This window comes from Sulfitobacter sp. W074 (assembly GCF_025142275.1).
Taxonomy (GTDB): Bacteria; Pseudomonadota; Alphaproteobacteria; order Rhodobacterales; family Rhodobacteraceae; genus Sulfitobacter; species Sulfitobacter profundi.
In genome coordinates, this window is the sequence record NZ_CP081130.1 from 3,093,693 (window position 1) to 3,111,711 (window position 18,019).

General features: G+C 55.3%; 16 protein-coding genes and 1 pseudogene. All 17 read right to left on the reverse strand.

Translation table 11 applies throughout. The features are described from left to right. Positions 1-78 precede the first annotated feature (78 nt). Positions 79-2,271 (reverse strand): AAA family ATPase, encoded by a 2,193-nt coding sequence (locus K3762_RS15360; RefSeq protein WP_093737962.1) that lies wholly within the window; start codon positions 2,269-2,271, stop codon positions 79-81. A 3-nt stretch (positions 2,272-2,274) separates the two neighbouring features. Further along, positions 2,275-2,709: a hypothetical protein gene (locus K3762_RS15365; RefSeq protein ID WP_093737964.1), complete on the reverse strand. Its 435-nt coding sequence runs from the start codon at positions 2,707-2,709 to the stop codon at positions 2,275-2,277. Then, on the reverse strand, positions 2,709-3,374 hold the full coding sequence (locus K3762_RS15370) for a hypothetical protein (protein ID WP_093737966.1): 666 nt from the start codon (positions 3,372-3,374) through the stop codon (positions 2,709-2,711). Before K3762_RS15370 ends, K3762_RS15365 begins: the two co-directional genes overlap by 1 nt. Continuing rightward, a complete protein-coding gene (locus K3762_RS15375; protein WP_093737968.1) occupies positions 3,367-5,376 on the reverse strand; it encodes a hypothetical protein in 2,010 nt (669 codons plus the stop codon). The genes K3762_RS15370 and K3762_RS15375 overlap by 8 nt, the downstream gene beginning before the upstream one ends. Continuing rightward, positions 5,361-7,610, reverse strand: a complete 2,250-nt coding sequence (locus K3762_RS15380; protein ID WP_139186604.1) for a hypothetical protein — start codon at positions 7,608-7,610, stop codon at positions 5,361-5,363. Before K3762_RS15380 ends, K3762_RS15375 begins: the two co-directional genes overlap by 16 nt. After that, complete coding sequence (locus tag K3762_RS15385) at positions 7,607-8,770, reverse strand: site-specific integrase (protein WP_093737972.1); 1,164 nt, start codon at positions 8,768-8,770, stop codon at positions 7,607-7,609. The genes K3762_RS15380 and K3762_RS15385 overlap by 4 nt, the downstream gene beginning before the upstream one ends. Positions 8,771-8,914: 144 nt before the next feature. Next, positions 8,915-9,679, reverse strand: a pseudogene (locus K3762_RS15390) (AAA family ATPase); the annotation flags it as partial. 1 nt (position 9,680) lies between these two features. Then, the gene (locus K3762_RS15395) at positions 9,681-11,054 is read right to left on the reverse strand and encodes a trypsin-like peptidase domain-containing protein (protein ID WP_260010412.1); all 1,374 of its coding nucleotides are present in this window, start codon (positions 11,052-11,054) and stop codon (positions 9,681-9,683) included. A 128-nt stretch (positions 11,055-11,182) separates the two neighbouring features. After that, positions 11,183-11,599, reverse strand: a complete 417-nt coding sequence (gene rplQ, locus K3762_RS15400; RefSeq protein ID WP_132444198.1) for a 50S ribosomal protein L17 — start codon at positions 11,597-11,599, stop codon at positions 11,183-11,185. Positions 11,600-11,762: 163 nt separating this feature from the next. Beyond that, positions 11,763-12,779 (reverse strand): DNA-directed RNA polymerase subunit alpha, encoded by a 1,017-nt coding sequence (locus K3762_RS15405; protein ID WP_007118862.1) that lies wholly within the window; start codon positions 12,777-12,779, stop codon positions 11,763-11,765. A 114-nt stretch (positions 12,780-12,893) separates the two neighbouring features. Continuing rightward, on the reverse strand, positions 12,894-13,283 hold the full coding sequence (gene rpsK / locus K3762_RS15410; protein ID WP_067622222.1) for a 30S ribosomal protein S11: 390 nt from the start codon (positions 13,281-13,283) through the stop codon (positions 12,894-12,896). Between the two features lie 15 nt (positions 13,284-13,298). After that, entirely contained in the window at positions 13,299-13,667 is a 369-nt protein-coding gene (gene rpsM / locus K3762_RS15415; protein ID WP_007118860.1) for a 30S ribosomal protein S13, read from the reverse strand. 261 nt (positions 13,668-13,928) lie between these two features. Beyond that, on the reverse strand, positions 13,929-14,576 hold the full coding sequence (locus K3762_RS15420) for an adenylate kinase (protein WP_260010414.1): 648 nt from the start codon (positions 14,574-14,576) through the stop codon (positions 13,929-13,931). Further along, on the reverse strand, positions 14,573-15,955 hold the full coding sequence (gene secY / locus K3762_RS15425) for a preprotein translocase subunit SecY (protein WP_120351861.1): 1,383 nt from the start codon (positions 15,953-15,955) through the stop codon (positions 14,573-14,575). The genes K3762_RS15420 and secY overlap by 4 nt, the downstream gene beginning before the upstream one ends. Positions 15,956-16,074: 119 nt before the next feature. Then, the gene (gene rplO / locus K3762_RS15430) at positions 16,075-16,557 is read right to left on the reverse strand and encodes a 50S ribosomal protein L15 (RefSeq protein WP_067622231.1); all 483 of its coding nucleotides are present in this window, start codon (positions 16,555-16,557) and stop codon (positions 16,075-16,077) included. Positions 16,558-17,192: 635 nt separating this feature from the next. Next, on the reverse strand, positions 17,193-17,381 hold the full coding sequence (gene rpmD / locus K3762_RS15435; RefSeq protein ID WP_007118856.1) for a 50S ribosomal protein L30: 189 nt from the start codon (positions 17,379-17,381) through the stop codon (positions 17,193-17,195). 2 nt (positions 17,382-17,383) lie between these two features. Next, complete coding sequence (gene rpsE, locus K3762_RS15440) at positions 17,384-17,965, reverse strand: 30S ribosomal protein S5 (protein WP_067267992.1); 582 nt, start codon at positions 17,963-17,965, stop codon at positions 17,384-17,386. Positions 17,966-18,019: the final 54 nt, after the last annotated feature.

The following is an 18,019-nucleotide window of genomic DNA, read 5'->3' on the forward strand; positions in this document are numbered from 1 at the left end:
CCATTCATTTCCCCAATCAAAGGCACATCAGGTCTTCGTTCGAGGTTCGCGACAAACGTGCATCGAATTCGGGCCACCTTAGAAGTCCGCGTCCAGGTGCTGTAAAAGGTTAGTCTTTCGCTGGAGGGCGATTGAGCCTCGATCCACCGCTTGCTGGACCAGGCCCATATCCTCACTGCAAACAATTAGTTTCTTCTGTGCGCGTGTCGCGCCCGTGTAGAGCAGCGTCTTATCCAGCATGTGCGTTGCCCTTCTGTTCAAGACGAGGATTACGTTCTCCCACTGCGACCCCTGCGCCTTATGGATGGTCATAGCGTAACCGAGGCTCATCTTGTCCAACAGGTCTGCATTTAGATCGAACATCCGGCCGCCGATCTTAACGCAGCCAAGGTGCCCGTCCTCGGTTTGTTCATCGAAGATCTCCACGATGGTGCCGAGATCGCCATTTCTAACGCCAATGTCGTAGTCGTTCTTTGTTATGAGGATTGGATCGTTCAGGTAGAACTTGCTGCCTGTGAAATTTACGTAGTCATAGACGCCGTCCTCATGGACTAGACGAACTACAGGACGGTTGAAGCCCAGCCGGCGTTGCATGCCCATGTTCAGGTTTCCGACACCAGCTTCGCCAGCTTGCATCGAGGTTAGAATTGCGCACCGTTCAGCCCCCCCGTGAACCTGGAACAACTGACCAATTTCATCTGGGTCGACGCGTCGTAGGACAGCGCAATCAATTTCCACTCCCTCCTGATAGTCAGGCAAAGCTATGCACCCGTGTTGATGCCTCACCGCCGTTGCAAACCGATGAATTCCGCTCTCGGCTCCTTGGCGTTTCACCTCAGTTAGTTCGACGGCCGGGAAGGTCGATTTCATAATGTTATGAAACAACAGGCCGCCCCCGACGGGCGGCAATTGGTCCACGTCACCTACGAAGATAAAACGCGTGGCAGCAGGTAGGTGTAGCAGAAGGGCGTGCATGGAATATAGATCGACCATACTGGCTTCATCGATCACAACGATGCAATGGTCGGGACGCTGGTCCTGCTTCTTCCTTGCCATGTCCGCACAGAACTTAGCAATTGTCGAAGCAGGTCTACCAGTGGCTTCAACCATCCTTTGTGCAGCCCGCCCTGACAACGCGACCTGGAAGATATCAACACCAAAGGAGACCCTCTCCAACACCGTCACGATAGCCTGAAGGATTGTCGTCTTGCCCGTCCCTGCTCCGCCCGATAGCGCGAACACGTTCATACTTGACGCAAGCAACACCGCACGCCTTTGCTCATCCGTGAGCCTGAATTGAATGGTCTGCTCAAATTCGCGCAATCGCTCCTTAACCGCCTCAACGGTTAGATTGCACTCCCAATCCGCCGCGCTGCTGCCCGCGCCCGGCGGTCGAAGGATTGCATCACGCAGCCTCTGCCCCGTAAGGGCCTCAAGCAGAAATTCCCCTTCAAGTTGAAAGCCGTCCTCGCCACGGATATAGCCGATGAGTTCCTGTTCCATCGCGTGCCGCAGGACGACATTGAAGTCGACACCCATCTCTCTGCATTTCTTCTCGAACGCAGGCCGTAGCATCAAAGTCGATGACGTAGCGCGACAATATTGCGAAATGAGATCAGCTGCCAACGCAGCTTGGTATTTCGGGTGATCCGAGGCAAAGCCCAACCCCTTTGCAATCTTGCAGCACAGCTCGAATGGGACGTCGAAGTTCAGCAGCCGAAACGGGTTCTCCTTCAACATCGCGATGGTTTTCTCACGCCAAACCGCCGAAAGCGTTTCAGCCAGCTTTACCGGCAGATGGTGATCAGCAAGCCAGTTGATAGCTGCCATGTAGGCATCGCTTGGGAATTCCAGTAGCAGTGGGCCGATGGACCGACTCGGAACCCCAGCCTCCAAAAGCGAGCTAATGTCCCGTTCCTCGATGATCTCGATCAAGCGAGGATTGCGGGCCAGGCGACCAGCCTTGACCTCCCCAATGCCCTTCACGTTTCTCTGGAGCCACGTTTCCAGCAAGCGAGTGTTTGGCTTTACGAACCGAGCTGTATGGGCTTCGAGATGATCCTCGATGATTGTGTATCCGCCGGCCGTGAACGTTGTCTGTGCCGTCGGCCCGTCGACTTCCCACAAGGAACCAACCTTGGCAGCATCCTTGCAGGCTTCTGGCAGCGAAACAGAGAGGCTATTCGCCACGTGTATGACGCTGCCATCAGCTGCGATGCGCATGGCGCTGACAGAGCCATTTCGACGCCTCTTCGATACCTGGATGAGCATGGGTCAGCGGAAGTCTTTCGTCGTCTCCAAGAAGGCATCTCTCGCCGACTTGAAATGCTTCACCTCTTCGAGTTCACGGCGCAATTGTCGGTTCTCCTCTTGCAAGCTTGCGATCCGCTGCAACAGCTTCGAATTCGACGTCGCTGTGCGCTTCATTCGATCATTGGCTCTTTCCCTCGCGGCGCTTTCCTCAGCGATGGATTTGGATAGGGCTGGATGTTGCGAACCCCATCGAACGTCGAGTTCTTCGACGAGTTGTTTGATGGCGGGGTTCTGTCCAAATGAACGTCTGTTGAAGCCAAGCTCAGTGGCAACCTCCTTGCGGTTTAGCTTACCCCGACGAATATAGTCCGCATGATCACCCCGCGCTTCCCGCTCAGAGACCCATGCAACGAAGCGAGCAAAGTTCTCGCTCCCTAATTGCCGACCGCTGGACATTATTCCGCCACCTTCATCTGGAACTTGGTCCTCAACTGATCTTTAAGCCTGCTGATCTCTTCGTATGCTTCAACAAGCTTCCCTTGTAGTCGCTCTACATCCTCATCCAACTTGGCGTTATTTTCGAGAAGACGATTGTTCTGTTGGAATAGCGAAACATAGGAATGGTTCTGGGACGCTAGGCGATCGGCCATGTTTTGCTCGAACGCCGCTTTGGCATACTCCGAAAGCTTTATCTGCTCGAGCTTACGATACTTTTCAAGCAGGGCGGAGTAGGCGGCCTTTCTCTCAGTTGCTGAGGGCCTAGCGTTGCTCAAACTCCGGGCCTTGATCGCGGCCTCCAAGCGCGTGTTCAGCGACCCTATGAACTCTACAGTGCGCAGAACATCTCGCCGATCCTTATTTCTGAGGTGTCCCTCGTTGAGCCCCGCTGCTTTGTTGAGAGTTGCGGCGACCAATTTCCACTCCTTGATTTTGACTGTGCGTCCGGGCTTCAATCCCCGGGTGAATGCCAGCTTCTTCTCGAACGCTACGAGTGCGACATCCACAATGCTTTTGTAGCTTTGCGCAACATCAGCATCATAATACCAGAGAGGCGGGCGAGCTTTGTCAGGCAGCTGAGGAGAGAAATCGAGATCAAAATCTTCCATTTCAAGGTCAGACATCCACCTTCTCCATTTTTCTCACCAGAGCCTCCAGAGCCCTAAGAGTCTTTTGAGCGCCATCAACGAACAGTGGGCCGATCAGATCATTGCCTTGCCATTCCTGAGCCTCCGCTCGGTAGGTCGCAAGACGTCGTTTTAATGTCAGGAAGTGAGGATCATCCTTGTTGTCAGTTTGTTTTATTATGCAACTATTTACACACCCTACGCAGCTATCTACATCAGCCGTTTGGGTTCTTGGAATACCCGCTTCGTCACGGCAATTCGCGAGTTGTTTTGTGTTCTCAGTCAAAACACATAAACCATATTCATGAGGGGTGACAATCGGCTCGCCAACATGCTCTTCTATAATCTGCCTAATGGTTGCATCACGCGCACTCTTATCGTGCATCTCGACTAAACCAATATTGTCCGCTTGCCTCGTGAGGAATTCACCCAGCTGCCCATGGAGGGTGGCAGCACCATCTACGTATCGACTGACGAGTTCAAAAATCTGGCGCCTACCAAGGTGCTGATACTCCGACAGCTCGACCTTATTATGCGTGTAGACTCCAGTCATTTTCGACCCGAAATGGTGCCGGTAATGATCGCGGATAAGTGGCATAATATTTCCATCGAAACGGCGCATGGCAAACTCGGCCCAAGCATGGCGGAATCCATGAGCTGTTACGTGCGGGCAATAGTTACGGACATCATCACCCTGTCCCTCAAGAAAAATCTCGTAGAAGGAATTAACCTGCATCGTAACGTTAATAGCGTTTTTATTCAGAGAGTATACCGGCTGGTTCTGCGAGTTGAAACTATACCTAAAGTAGGAGAAAAGCTCTTTCCTCCTCTCGCAGGTCAAGCCGACGCCACCTAGACCATCCAGGACATCGATAAAATCGGCGACAGCAGCCGAAACATGCCGATCCGTAACGACCCCATGGTTGGTTTTTTCGATGTTCGACGCGAAGATATAGTCCGCCCCCTTTTTCTCGAACGCGTCGCGTGCCATTCCGCTCGCTTCACTATGTCGGATACCAGTCAAAATAAGAATCGCCAAATAACATGCTGTAAGAAGATGGTCCCCCTTTCGGGTAATTGAACTCTTAATTGAATGTGTGCCAATCGCGAATGGGATTGATGGAAGGGGAAGCTGATCTCTCGACTTCACGTTCGGGTAACACTTGCAAAGCTCCTCGAAGAACACTTGATCTACAGACCAAGCCTTTAATCGGCTGCCATAGCATGTGCTCCGTTCACCAAAATTTGAGAAAAATTGGCCAGCGGTCTTCCAACTAGGAAGCCTTCCCTCTTCGCGAAGCCTTCGTTCCGTTTGAAACCACGCGAGGACGTATTTGGTCTCATCCGATTTTATCAGCTGGAAACAATAACCTAGGACAGCCAAAGCAATTTCGAAAGGAACGATCGAAAAACTTCCGCCAGCCCGCCAATCTGCGTAGCTTTCGCCGGCATCTCTCACCCATACTGAGCAAAGGTCTTCCCAACGCCCACTTAGATTAGACGCCGGTAAGTACTGCTCAGGCACCAAACGGTGCTCCGCGTACCGCAGATCATACATCCACGCAAGTAGACGAATTCTACTGAACACCGTGGGCCCCCGAGCAATCGAACCATCGATATTGTGTATCACGAGCTCTATAAGTTCACTCTCACTGAGATCAGCTAGCAGTCGCCCCTGAAACTTACTGTTCATGAAATGAAATACTGAGGCAATGTTACCATAGGTAGAACTCATGCTTCTGGGACTCTGCACAGTCGCAAAGCCATTATCCACCCCTTCACAACGCAAGAACACAATATTCTTTGCGACCAGCTGCTGCCAGCTTCGAAGCTCCCCGAAACGACTCCTAAAGTCAATTTTCACTACCTCGCCTGAATCGACGTGATGAATAAACCAAATATCGTCGAAATACTTACCTGGGTTCTTGGCGTAACAAGAAGAGTCAATGAGAGGAGCACCGTCAGACGAACTAGCAGCATCTATCATTCCACGATCCATGAGTTCCCCCCTTCCGATATCGGTGCATGTGGTATCCTGCGTTCCAAATGCCCATATTTTTCAGATGCATCTTTCAGACTGACAGCACTGAAGCGCTTCAGGAGCAACTCAAGAAAGTTAAGCTTTGCCCACGCATTGATAGCCTTGTCGAGGTCTTGGGTGGCAAAAAGACCCTCTAACTCTCCCTCGATATGGCGCACCTCTTCCATCATCATGCGAGCCGTGAGACCGGAATCGAAGAGATAAATCATTCCATCCTTTTTAATCAAACCGCTTTTTTCGACAATAAATTTCTCTGCCTTGGCGGCCGCTAGGATTGTTTCGGGAGGAGCTTCGAGACTACTTCCCCGCAAGCCTATAAAATCCACTAAAGCAGAAACTGAAAACGGGCTTGTTCTCTCCTCCCATTCACCAATAATATCATGTGAAATACTGGCCATTTCCTCTGACACGGCGGCGGCAAACGCCCTGCCCTTCCTCAGCTTCACTTTATCTCTCGACCGCGCCCGATAGATTTCCTCACGGGTCTTCAATGTATGAAATTCATTCTGCGCTTGTCGTGAGAGTTCATCTGGATCTTCACTGTAATAGGACTTCAGCAGCGTAGTGGATTTAATGAATCCTCCTCGTTTTGCTTCTTCCGCATATACATGCGACTGAGCAATTGCCGAAGGAAGCAGCGCTTTAGCCGTACGCCTTTCGACGTCACCAAAATTAAACGCTCTGCCATTCTGACGTTTGACTTGAACGACGCTTAAGTATATCTGTTTAACTACAATTAAGTTTGCGTCTGACAAACCGTACTCGATCAGCCCTTCCGAGTGATCGGAGAAAGCCAAATGATAGAAATTCCAGGTGGAGCTAAAACGGGCAGTCTGCGGTTTATAGGGTGATATCATCGCTTCAGAAACGACATTCCCCAATGGGCGCTGATCATAGTCCCACAGATATGCTTTAAGCGCTCGACCCATCCTAGTATTCTTCTTAATACAAACGTTCTCGGCCTTACCACTCCGCCCCTTGAAGCTTCTAATCCAAATTCCTGTCGCATCTTCATCAATTTGCGCCCGTTTGAGGCGAACCGTGTTAGACAACTGAATTCTTCGTGATGCCAACAGCCAGACAAGGCACGTCTCTTCTTCCAAACTGGGGCCTAAGAAGTCGAGAAGTGAAAGCATTAATCTGGACATAATGGAGAAATTCTTCCCTCCATTTTCCCAAATAGACCATTGAGATTTCGGGTATGAACATGACGCAGTGACTTTTAAAAGCTGGTCTGCGAAACCCTTCGCTCCATTTTTGGCCAAATTCACTGCGGATGAAAAACGTTCGAAATGTATTGACTTCCGCCATTGGGACATTGCGATTGCATTGAGAAACGCATCATCCATAGCCACCAGAATCTCGATGTTAATACCCAAGATTTCGAACCACTCATTCTCCCATTTCAGAACTCTGGGTGAGTACGCTTGTGTTCTTTCAATCTTCTTGAGCCGTTCCACGCCGATCCGCGTCACCGCATCACAGATCTTAGCATATAGCTCTGGATGTTCGTTCCGAAGTCGCTTTCGAACATCTGACCATTTTCGGATAAACGCAGATGCATAATCAGTAACAGCATCGATGTACTGCTCATTCGTATAGTTAAGACTATCGCCGAATACATCTTCGAGAGACCTGGTCGGGTATCTTTCTACCGCTCTTAGGTTTGGCCAATAGCCGCTATCGAGGGCTTTTGCCCCCTTCCCCCCGATAAGGGTTCTGATCTCGCGCTTCACTTTTAGATCATCGCTCTTATCGGCGGCTTTATTGAACAGCCTCTTGGCGTCGTCCATGCTTGCCTTAATGCTGTATTCTGATGTCAACTCAGACTTTAAACGCTTGAGTAGCGCTCTTCCAAAATAACGCCTGTCTGATTCTTCACCGCTGACCGCTACCTTCACTATATATTCAAATGCTCTTTTATAACTTGGCACACGGGAAGCTGTGATGCCCGATTCTGGGGAATTTATGACTGCAATCATCGGCCCGATATATCGGTGGCATCGTAGTTGGGCAGGGACGCCAACCTCTTGAACCACGCCGAGGCTATCTACACCAATCCGTGCCACCCCCTTCAATGTGCCTGGTACATTCTGGACGTTGCTACGGTATTCTGCAGCATAGTCGCTCTCTTCTTCAGTAAGGCCTCCACGAATTAAACGCGCTTCCGCAAATGAAGATCGATTAGTCATTCAAACTCCTCCGTCAAGTAGCGGACTTGGCTGGCATCAGATGTTTGATCGACCATTTTGGCATTCTGTTCTTCGGCGTTGCCATGGAGAAGGATTTCGAAGTTGATGTATATATTCGTGGTGTCGAGACTTTCATGCCCTAACCTCTCTCTAAGCTGCTCATAGTTTTCGTTCAAAGCGCGAAGCCTATTTGCAAGGTTAGTCGCGTAGGTATGTCTCAATCCGTGGAATGTCCGTGTCCGGCTATGCCGTATCCACATATCGAGATTGGGAGTGTTCGCATTCCCATTCAATAGTATGGCGTCCTTGCAAGACTTATAAATTTTTGACGGATATGACGTGCTTAATCTTCTGTCGCGCGCCGACCCAAACGCAATATCGCCCGACACATGAAAGGTATTAACATAGCGGAGGATATCCTTCGCCAAGGCAGTTGGGAAAGCAATCTTCCGTACCTTTCCGGAACCCCGCCCCTTACCAATGATTGCGTACAAAAATTCGTTTCTCTGGCTGCTTTCAGCTTTCTTCAGCTCACTCCTAATTCTTGGAATACTGAAGTTGTCGGGATCAACAATTTCAGCGCCGCGGCAACCGGTCTCGTAGGCTACACGAAGTATGAGTTCATCTCGCCTTCTTAGCCTCGCGTTCTTTTTAACAACGTAACCAGAGAGGGTTTCGAAGTCTTTATAGGAAAGGTATTTCGCGTAAAGGCCAAACGGATCGAGTGAATTCTTTGTTCCGGCCGCCAGATTCACTTCCTCTTGCAGACTATGATTTATGTATTCCGATACCTCTATAGCCTTCTCAATGAACCCCAGATGCTCCATCGCCCTATAGAACTTTGCGATGAACCCGTGATAGTGTTCAACGGTAGTCGCTTCTAATCGCTTCTCTTGAAAGAGATGTTTGTCTAAGTATGCTTCGAGAAAGAACGCATCGACTTGGAGAGGCTCTATCCCTTTGCTTTTGGCAAAGTTCAGGAAATTTGCGACTTGGTGAGCCAGTTGATCATAGCCTCTCGGCTTCCGGTAGTATTCATTCATGAGCCAGATAGACGCAGGGAAGTAGGGTGCGAGCGTATCACCGTCTCGGATCATCTTGACGGTTCTCACCATGCCTTGGTGTTCGACTTCGCAAGTGACAACCTCAAATCCGCTCATACTGCTCCTGATGATGATCTGCAGGCTGTGGGCAGGTAGTTAATTCACCATTCAATATTACATTTTGCCGTAAAAATATACCCCGTCGTCGAAACGACCCTCAAAACGCTGGTTTGGGTATTTTTTTGCTTTGGTCTATAGAGTTAAATATGAAATCAGGTTGTAATGCGAATCCCCCGATTTGTCGTATTGCGCGGCCCGCCGCATGAGGCGTTTCGACAGCCCCGCCTGGTCGAGCGGCGCATCGCCTTTCCACGCCGTGACCTGCTCGATCAGGTTGAGCAGCGCCCGCCCGTCGCCATCGGCCATCTCTAAAAGCGCCTCGCGCGCCTCGGGCTGCAACGGCAGGGGCTTGCCCAACTCGCGCTCCGCCCGCTGCGCCAATCGCTCCAGATCGGTGAGCGGCAGGCGTTCCAGCACCAGCACCTGCGCGCGGGACAGCACAGCGGCGTTCAATTCGAAACTCGGGTTCTCGGTGGTGGCACCGACCAGAAGGATCGTGCCATCCTCCATATGCGGCAAGAACCCATCCTGCTGCGCCTTGTTGAAACGGTGGATTTCGTCGACGAACAAAAGCGTCCCCTGCCCCTGCCGCCGCCGCATTTTGGCCGCGTCGAAAACCTTGCGCAGTTCCGGCACGCCCGAGAAAATCGCGCTGATCTGCACGAAATGCAGATCGGTCTCATCCGCCAGAAGCCGCGCGATGGTGGTCTTGCCCACGCCGGGCGGCCCCCAGAAGATCAGCGAAGACAGCGCGCCCGCGGCCAACATCGCCGACAGCGGCGCATCGGGGCCAAGCACTTTTTCTTGCCCAATCACCTCGGACAGCGCGCGCGGCCGCAACCGATCCGCCAAGGGGCGGTGCCCGGCCTCTGCCGCTGGGTCGCCGTCACCAAATAGATCCGCCACGCTACCCCCTGAACCGCAGAGCGACACGCCGGTCGCCGCGCTGAATAACCATCTGAATGCGCCGCACCTCGCCCGACAGCAGGGCGGCCAAACTGTGCGTCTCTGCCACCTCTACCCCATTCACCGAAAGGATCACATCACCATCCCGCAGCCCCACACGTGGGCCATAGCGGCCCGCATCCATGACCACGACGCCACTGCTTTCCAGCGGCAGGTTCAGTTCTGAAATCACCGCCGGATTGATACGCGCAGCACGCAATCCGGGCAAAAGGCTTCGGGTGCCCAACGTGACCTCGGCCCGGTCCGGTTCATCTGGGGCGGCGATCAACGCCACGGTCATCTCTTGCAGAACGCCATCGCGCCTGACGCCCACACGCGCGGAATGCCCAAGACCGGCAACCGACATGCGGTAGACCATCTCTAACGGCGTGTTGACCGGCTGGTCATCGACGCTGACGATGACATCCCCCACCTGCAGCCCCGCCGCGTTGAAGGGACTGGCGCGATGCAGCCCCGAGACGATGATCCCGCCCGGTCGATCCAGCCCCAGCGGCCCGGCCATATCTGCATCCACCGGTTGCCCGGCCAAACCCGCCCAAGGGCGGCTGAACGCCACCTCCCCTGCGCGGGCCTGCGCGACAAAGGCCGCGACCAGATCAGCGGGGATCGCAAAACCGATGCCGTTGCTGCCGCCCGAGCGCGTCAAGATCGAGGTGTTCACCCCGATAAGCCGCCCCGCCATGTCAATCAGCGCCCCGCCCGAGTTGCCGGGGTTGATCGGCGCATCGGTTTGAATGAAATAGCCCTGCCCGCCATTATCCGCCGCCCCCGACCGCGCAAGGCCCGAGACGATCCCGCTCGACACCGTCTGCCCCACGCCGAAGGGATTGCCGATGGCCAAGGCAAGCTCACCCACCTCGACTGCATCGCTGTCACGCAACTCAAGAAACGGCAGGTCCGCCGCGCCTTCCAGCTTGAGAATCGCCAGATCGCTCTCCGCATCCCCCAAAAGCACATGGGCACTGAACTCGCGCCGGTCATTCAGGACCACACGGATATCAGTCGCCGTGCCCACCACATGATAGTTCGACACCACGATGCCATCCGCCGACAGAATCACCCCGGAGCCGAGCGAATTCTGCACGCGGGGCCGCTCTGAGAAGGGATCCCGAAAGAACCGTTCGAAAAATGGATCGGCCTGAAGCGGCGTGCGCTGTGGCTTGGTCAGGATGCGGGCGTAGATGTTGACCACCGCGGGGGTGGCCTGTTTGACCAGTGGCACGAAACTCAACTGCATCTGCGCGGCGGAACTGGGCACCTGCTGCGCCGCTAGGGGGGCGGCAAGCAGCGTTAGGATCATCAGCAAATATTTCATGCCGTCAGATATGCGCAGCCGCCCCGGCTGGCGCAACTCCCATTTCGGAATGATCTTGAAATCTCTGCCGCGACAACGAAAAAGCCCCGCCAAATGGCAGGGCTTTCCATTCCGCAATCTGCGAAATCTTATTCTGCGGCGTCTTCTTCGGCCACACGCGCTTTGTCTGCGGCGCCTTTGGCGTCGCGGTCGCGGTCGACGAATTCGATGATCGCCATCGGCGCCATGTCACCATAGCGGAAGCCAGCTTTCAGAACGCGGACGTAACCACCTTGGCGGTCTTTGTAGCGCGGGCCGAGGATGTCGAAAAGTTTCGCGACATACTGGTCTTCTTTCAGCTTGGCGGCGGCCTGACGGCGGGCGTGCAGATCGCCACGTTTGGCCAGCGTGATCATCTTTTCGATGATCGGCTTCAGTTCCTTGGCTTTCGGCAAGGTTGTTTTGATTTGCTCATGCTCGATGAGCGAGCCTGCCATGTTCGAGAACAGCGCCTTGCGGTGTTCATGTGTACGGTTCAGGCGGCGGTATCCACGTGCGTGACGCATTGTCTTACTCCAATCGTGATGCCCTCTACGGGCGGTTTTGCTTTGTCTGGCCCGCGATGCGTGTCAGGGGCTCTCCTTGGGGCGTGCGCCCGGTCGTAACGGTGCCCGATTTCTTTTGAAGAAATCGGCCCGGAAACTTTAAAAGTTTCCGGGTCCGTGTCTCTTAGAACGAATCCTCGAACTTCTTGGCGAGGTCTTCGATGTTTTCTGGCGGCCAGTCTTCGACATCCATGCCAAGGTGCAGGCCCATGCCCGACAGCACTTCCTTGATCTCGTTCAAGGACTTGCGGCCAAAGTTCGGCGTCCGCAGCATTTCGGCTTCGGTCTTCTGGATCAGGTCGCCGATGTAGACGATGTTGTCGTTCTTCAGGCAGTTTGCCGAACGCACAGACAGTTCCAACTCGTCGACTTTCTTGAGCAGCAGCGGGTTGAACTCAAGACCATCGTCGTCGTCCTGACGGGACGCTGATTCCGGCTCGTCAAAGTTCACGAAGATGCCCAGCTGGTCCTGCAGGATGCGCGCGGCAAAGGCCACGGCGTCATCCGGCGTGATGGAACCGTCTGTTTCCACTTTCATGGTCAGCTTGTCATAGTCCAGCACCTGGCCCTCACGGGTGGGCTGCACGTCATAGGAGACCTTCTTGACTGGCGAATAGATCGCGTCGATCGGGATCAGACCGATGGGAGCATCTTCCGGCTTGTTCTTGTCAGCCGAGACATAGCCCTTGCCGGTGTTGACGGTCAGCTCCATGTAGACATCTGCACCATCGTCGAGGTGGCAGATCACATGCTCGCGGTTCAGAATCTCGATACCGGCGGATTCGGAGATGTCACCGGCAGTCACAACGCCCGGACCTTTGGCAGAGATCGACAGGCGCTTGGGACCTTCGACTTCCATGCGCAGGCTGACGCCTTTGAGGTTCAGGATGATGTCGGTCACGTCTTCGCGCACACCGGCCACGGAGGAAAACTCGTGCAGCACGTTGTCGATCTGCACAGATGTGATCGCCGCGCCCTGCAGCGAGGACATCAACACGCGGCGCAGCGCGTTGCCGAGGGTCAGGCCAAAGCCCCGCTCCAGCGGTTCGGCCATGACGGTCGCCTGACGTGCGGGGTCGTTGCCCGGCTTGACGTCAAGCTGTTGCGGCTTGATCAATTCAGCCCAATTCTTGTGGATCATGCGTCCCTCCATCCTTGTTTGTGCCTCATGTCCAAATGACACAAACGCTCGAGGTTTCTGAAAAGCGGTATGGGGCCGCACGCAAGGCGCGACCCCATGTAAAACAGTCCCGGCTTAAACGCGGCGGCGTTTGGGCGGGCGGCAGCCGTTGTGGGCCATCGGGGTCACATCACGGATCGACGTGATGTTGAAACCGGCAGCCGCCAAAGCGCGGAGTGCGGATTCACGACCCGAACCGGGGCCCTGAACTTCGACTTCCAGCGTCTTGACACCGTGATCCTGCGCCTTGCGGCCAGCATCTTCTGCGGCCATCTGAGCGGCATAGGGTGTCGATTTACGCGACCCTTTGAAGCCCATGGTGCCAGCGGAGGACCAGGAAATTGCGTTGCCTTGAACATCCGAGATCAGGATCTTGGTGTTGTTAAAGCTCGAGTTCACATGCGCCACGCCTGCGGCGATGTTCTTGGAGACCTTACGCTTGGTCTTTGTCTTATCGCGTGCCATTGATCAGACCCTCCCTTATTTCTTCTTGCCAGCAATGGCCTTAGCGGGGCCTTTGCGGGTGCGAGCATTGGTGTGGGTACGCTGACCACGGACGGGCAGGTTACGACGGTGGCGCAGGCCACGGTAGCAACCAAGGTCCATCAGACGCTTGATGTTCATCTGCGTATCACGACGCAGGTCGCCTTCGACGGTGTAGTTGGCGTCGATGTGCTCACGCACGGCCAGAACTTCGGCGTCGGACAGCTCGTTAACGCGACGGGTCGCGTCGATGCCAACGGCTTCGCAGATGGCTTTGGCGGAGGAGGTGCCAATACCGGTGATATAGGTGAGGGCGATTGGAACCCGCTTTGCAGTCGGGATGTTTACGCCGGCAATACGTGCCACGTTAGCTATTCCTTTTCGTTGCGGGTCCGTCGTTCCAGACCCTTTTTTCACAACACAAGCCCGAGGCGTTTGGGCCATCGGGCTGAGGCTGATCAGGTGATCTTACGGGGCTGGGCGGAACCCTTGCCGCAATTTGATTCTCTTGCGAGATAGGGGTGACTATGAGGTTTTGCGCAGGGCGTCAAGCCTTGCACAAAACTCCCGTAGGAACGGCGGCGCGGAGCGAAAGGCAGCGTCGCCCCTGCCCCCACCGCCGGGAAATCACTTGTCGAGAATCTGCGCGATGGCGCCGCGGACTTCTTCGATCTGACCCAGACCATTCACACCGCTGAGCATCTCTTTGGCGTAGTAATAGCCGATCAGCGGAGAGGTCTGTTTGTAGTAGGCCATCAGACGGGTTTTGAGGCTTTCCTCATTGTCGTCCGCGCGGCGCTTGAACTCGGTCCCGCCGCAGTTGCTGCATTTCCCATCTTCGGGGATCGGCTTGGTCAGGTCGTTGTAAACCTCGCCGCAAGACGCACAGGTCGAGCGTGCGGTGATGCGGGCGACCAGCGCCTCATCGTCGACCTTCATCTCGATCACGGCGTCGAGGGTCTGGCCCTCTTGCTGCATCAAATCGGCCAGCGCATCGGCCTGCGCCAGCGTGCGGGGGAAACCGTCAAAGATAAAGCCGCCATGTTCGGCCTTGTCGGTGAGCTTTTCGCGGATCAGACCGATGACGATCTCATCGGTGACCAGCGCGCCGCGGTCCATGACATCGGCCACGATCTTGCCCATCTCCGTACCGCTGTCCTTGGCCTCACGCAGCATGTCGCCGGTGGAGAGCTGAACCATGTTGCGGGTTTCGACCAGATAACGTGCTTGGGTGCCTTTGCCTGCGCCCGGAGGCCCGAGTAGGATAATATTCATCGACGTACGGGGCTCCGTTTCTTGCGTGTACCTTTGCCTTTGCCCGCGCCTTTGCCGCGCAGCTGAGACTTCTCAAGCAGACCTTCATATTGGTGCGCCAGCAGATGGCTCTGAACCTGTTGGATCGTATCCATGGTGACCGAGACGACGATCAGCACCGAGGTGCCACCGAAGTAGAAGGGAATGGCGAACTGGCCGCGCAAAATCTCGGGCAGAACACAGACCGCCGCCAGATAGGCCGAGCCGAGGACGAGGATGCGGTTGACCACATACTCCAGATACTCAGAGGTGCGCTTGCCGGGGCGGATGCCGGGGACAAAGCCGTTCTGGTTCTTCAGGTTGTCGGCCACGTCATCAGGTTTGAAGCTGACGTTGAAGGTATAGAAATAGGCAAAGAAGACGATCATCGCCACGAAGAACAGCAGGTAAAGCGGCTGACCGGGGCCGAAGTTCGCCAGAAGCCACGACATCACCGGGCTGGTGGAATTGCCCGAAAACGTGCTGACGGTGACCGGCAGCAGCAGCAAGGACGAGGCAAAGATCGCCGGGATCACGCCCGCCGGGTTCACTTTTACGGGCAGGTGGCTGGTGCCGCCGTCATACATCTTCATCCCGACCTGACGGCGGGGGTATTGGATGTGAATCTTCCGCAGCGCGCGCTCCATGAAGACCACGAACATGATCGTCGCAATCACCATGACCAGCACACCCACGATCACCGCAGGGCTGATCGCACCCGAGCGGCCCGAGGCGAAGAACTGCGCGATGGCGGCGGGAACCTCGGCGATGATGCCGACGAAGATGATAAGCGAGATGCCGTTGCCGATGCCGCGTGCGGTGATCTGCTCACCCAACCACATCAGGAACATGGTGCCGCCGACGAGGGTAATCATACAGGCGGCGATGAAGCTAAAGCCCATCTGCCCATCGGCCACGATGTCACCGGCCTGGAGGCTGACCGCAAGACCGTAGGACTGCAGGGTCGCCAACGCCACGGTGCCGTAGCGCGTGTACTGGTTGATCTTCTTGCGCCCCTGCTCGCCCTCTTTCTTCAACTGTTCCAGCGCCGGGACCATGGAGGTCAGCAACTGAACGATGATCGAGGCCGAAATATAGGGCATGATGCCCAGAGCGAAGATACCCATCCGGCCAAGCGCGCCGCCGGTGAACATCGACACCATGCCGCCGATGCCTTGGCCCGCGCTCTCCATAAAGTCACGCAGGGCGCCGCCGTCGATGCCGGGCACCGGGATAAAGGTGCCAAGGCGGTAAACGATAAGCAGCCCGAGTGTGAACAGGATCCGATTGCGCAGGTCTGTTGCCTTACCCAATGCGGCCCAGCTCGTGTTCGCGGCCATGTTTTCGACGGCAGATACCATGAGGGGTCTCTTCTTTTGTTGCGAAAACGCCGCCCGGGCCGTTTTCCGGCGGGCGGCGTTCGGGAAAACTTGAGGATATGTAAGCGGCTGGCGCGCCGCTCACAAGCCTTAAGGCCGCTTTACTCGGATGCCTCGGCCGCCTTGGGGGCGGTCACGGTCACCTTGCCGCCTGCCTTCTCGACCGCCTCGATGGCGGACTTGGAGGCGCCAGCGACGTTCAGGTCGATCTTGGAGGTGATGTCACCCTTGGCCAGAACGCGGATACCGTCCAGCTCACGACGGACCAGACCGGACGCGATCAGGGCGGCACCGTCGATGGTGTTGCCGGCGTCGAGCTTCTTGGCGTCGATGAATTTCTGGATCAGGCCCAGGTTCACGACAGCGAAAGACTTGCGGTTCGGCTTGTTGAAGCCACGCTTGGGCAGACGCTGGTAGATTGGCATCTGGCCGCCTTCGTAGCCGTTGATGCTGACACCGGAACGGGATTTTTGACCCTTGATACCACGGCCACCCATTTTACCCTTGCCAGAGCCGGGACCACGGCCAACGCGCATACGCTTCTTGGTTGCGCCTTCGTTGTCGGAAAGTTCGTGCAGTTTCATGTCGCTTCTCCTAATGCCGGAAATGGCCCCCAGCGACGGGAGTGGCCAAACGCGGCGTTTCGATTCCATTGCGACCCAACACGGGCCACCGGGGGCGTATAGGGGATGGCGGGAGGCGTGACAAGGGGGTGGGTAAACGCAGGTAGGACGTCATCCTCCCCCTACCTGCGCAATCCGTTTGCTTAATGGCAGTGGTATGGCTCTGACCCAGCATGGCAGCATTGACCGGGCGGTGAAGATTTCCGGCATCCGCCGCCATGCGAAGGAACTTCGGAGGTATAGGGTGTGGCCCTTTGCGTGTGAGCTGACGCGAAGGATGGCATGCCGAACGTCGCAATAATGAGTACTAAAACTGAAAAGGCTTTCATCGTTTATCCAATACGTTAACGCCCCCGCAAAAATCTACGAGGCCACTCAACGGTAAATGTTAACTAAATATTAACAAGTGTACAAAATCCCGTTGTTACGGCAGCAGTGATAGCCTCATGGTTCCGTAAGACGCGATGAAGGCGTCCACCATCACTCCGACACATCGGTCCGGAACAGTACGTGAAGCCGCAAATAGCAAAACGCCCCGCAGTTCCCTGCGAGGCGCATTCGTAGAGTGGTCCCCCACCCTACCGCTGAACCAAAGTTCAGCCTTTCTCTTCGACGATCTCAACCATATGCGAGACCTTGTTGATCATGCCGCGGACGGAAGGTGTATCTTCCAGCTCACGGGTACGACCCATTTTGTTCAGACCCAGGCCAACCAAAGTTGCCTTTTGCTTGGCGGGGCGGCGGATCGGCGAGCCGACCTGCTTGATTACGAGTGTCTTGGCCATGCTTATGCCTCCTCAGCCACTTGTGCGGAGGACTCTACGTTGTCTTCACGCTTGGGCAGAATGTCAGCCACTTTCTTGCCGCGACGCTGCGCGACGGAACGGGGCGATTGCTCTTTTTTCAGACCGTCCAGAGTGGCGCGGATCATGTTGTAGGGGTTCTGCGAACCGACCGATTTGGACACAACGTCTTTCACGCCCAGCATCTCGAACACGGCACGCATCGGACCACCGGCGATGATACCGGTACCTTCAGGTGCTGTACGCATGATAACGCGGCCTGCGCCGTGGCGACCATGCATGTCGTGGTGCAGGGTGCGGCCTTCGCGCAGTTGAACGCGGATCATCTGACGCTTGGCTTGCTCAGTCGCCTTGCGGATGGCCTCGGGTACTTCTTTCGCTTTACCCTTACCAAAGCCCACGCGGCCTTTCTGATCACCCACGACCACGAGTGCGGCGAAGCCGAAACGCTTACCACCCTTAACGGTCTTGGACACGCGGTTGATCGCGACCAGACGGTCAGCGAATTCCGGGGTTTCGTCGCGTTGGTTGCGGCGGTTGCCCCCACGGTTGTCATCTCTTGCCATCTGGCATCTTCCTTTTTCTGTGGCCCTGAGGCCCTTAGGATCAATCCTGGTGAG

Bases quoted from the DNA above. Each gene is read 5' to 3' on its own strand.
- rpsK (WP_067622222.1), bottom strand. From the start codon at position 13,283: ATGGCACGCGATAAGACAAAGACCAAGCGTAAGGTCTCCAAGAACATC.
- K3762_RS15395 (WP_260010412.1), bottom strand. From the start codon at position 11,054: ATGAAATATTTGCTGATGATCCTAACGCTGCTTGCCGCCCCCCTAGCG.
- K3762_RS15370 (WP_093737966.1), bottom strand. From the start codon at position 3,374: ATGTCTGACCTTGAAATGGAAGATTTTGATCTCGATTTCTCTCCTCAG.
- K3762_RS15385 (WP_093737972.1), bottom strand. From the start codon at position 8,770: ATGAGCGGATTTGAGGTTGTCACTTGCGAAGTCGAACACCAAGGCATG.
- rpsE (WP_067267992.1), bottom strand. From the start codon at position 17,965: ATGGCAAGAGATGACAACCGTGGGGGCAACCGCCGCAACCAACGCGAC.
- K3762_RS15420 (WP_260010414.1), bottom strand. From the start codon at position 14,576: ATGAATATTATCCTACTCGGGCCTCCGGGCGCAGGCAAAGGCACCCAA.
- rplO (WP_067622231.1), bottom strand. From the start codon at position 16,557: ATGAAACTGCACGAACTTTCCGACAACGAAGGCGCAACCAAGAAGCGT.
- K3762_RS15380 (WP_139186604.1), bottom strand. From the start codon at position 7,610: ATGACTAATCGATCTTCATTTGCGGAAGCGCGTTTAATTCGTGGAGGC.
- K3762_RS15405 (WP_007118862.1), bottom strand. From the start codon at position 12,779: ATGATCCACAAGAATTGGGCTGAATTGATCAAGCCGCAACAGCTTGAC.
- rplQ (WP_132444198.1), bottom strand. From the start codon at position 11,599: ATGCGTCACGCACGTGGATACCGCCGCCTGAACCGTACACATGAACAC.
- K3762_RS15365 (WP_093737964.1), bottom strand. From the start codon at position 2,709: ATGTCCAGCGGTCGGCAATTAGGGAGCGAGAACTTTGCTCGCTTCGTT.
- K3762_RS15375 (WP_093737968.1), bottom strand. From the start codon at position 5,376: ATGGATCGTGGAATGATAGATGCTGCTAGTTCGTCTGACGGTGCTCCT.
- rpmD (WP_007118856.1), bottom strand. From the start codon at position 17,381: ATGGCCAAGACACTCGTAATCAAGCAGGTCGGCTCGCCGATCCGCCGC.
- secY (WP_120351861.1), bottom strand. From the start codon at position 15,955: ATGGTATCTGCCGTCGAAAACATGGCCGCGAACACGAGCTGGGCCGCA.
- K3762_RS15360 (WP_093737962.1), bottom strand. From the start codon at position 2,271: ATGCTCATCCAGGTATCGAAGAGGCGTCGAAATGGCTCTGTCAGCGCC.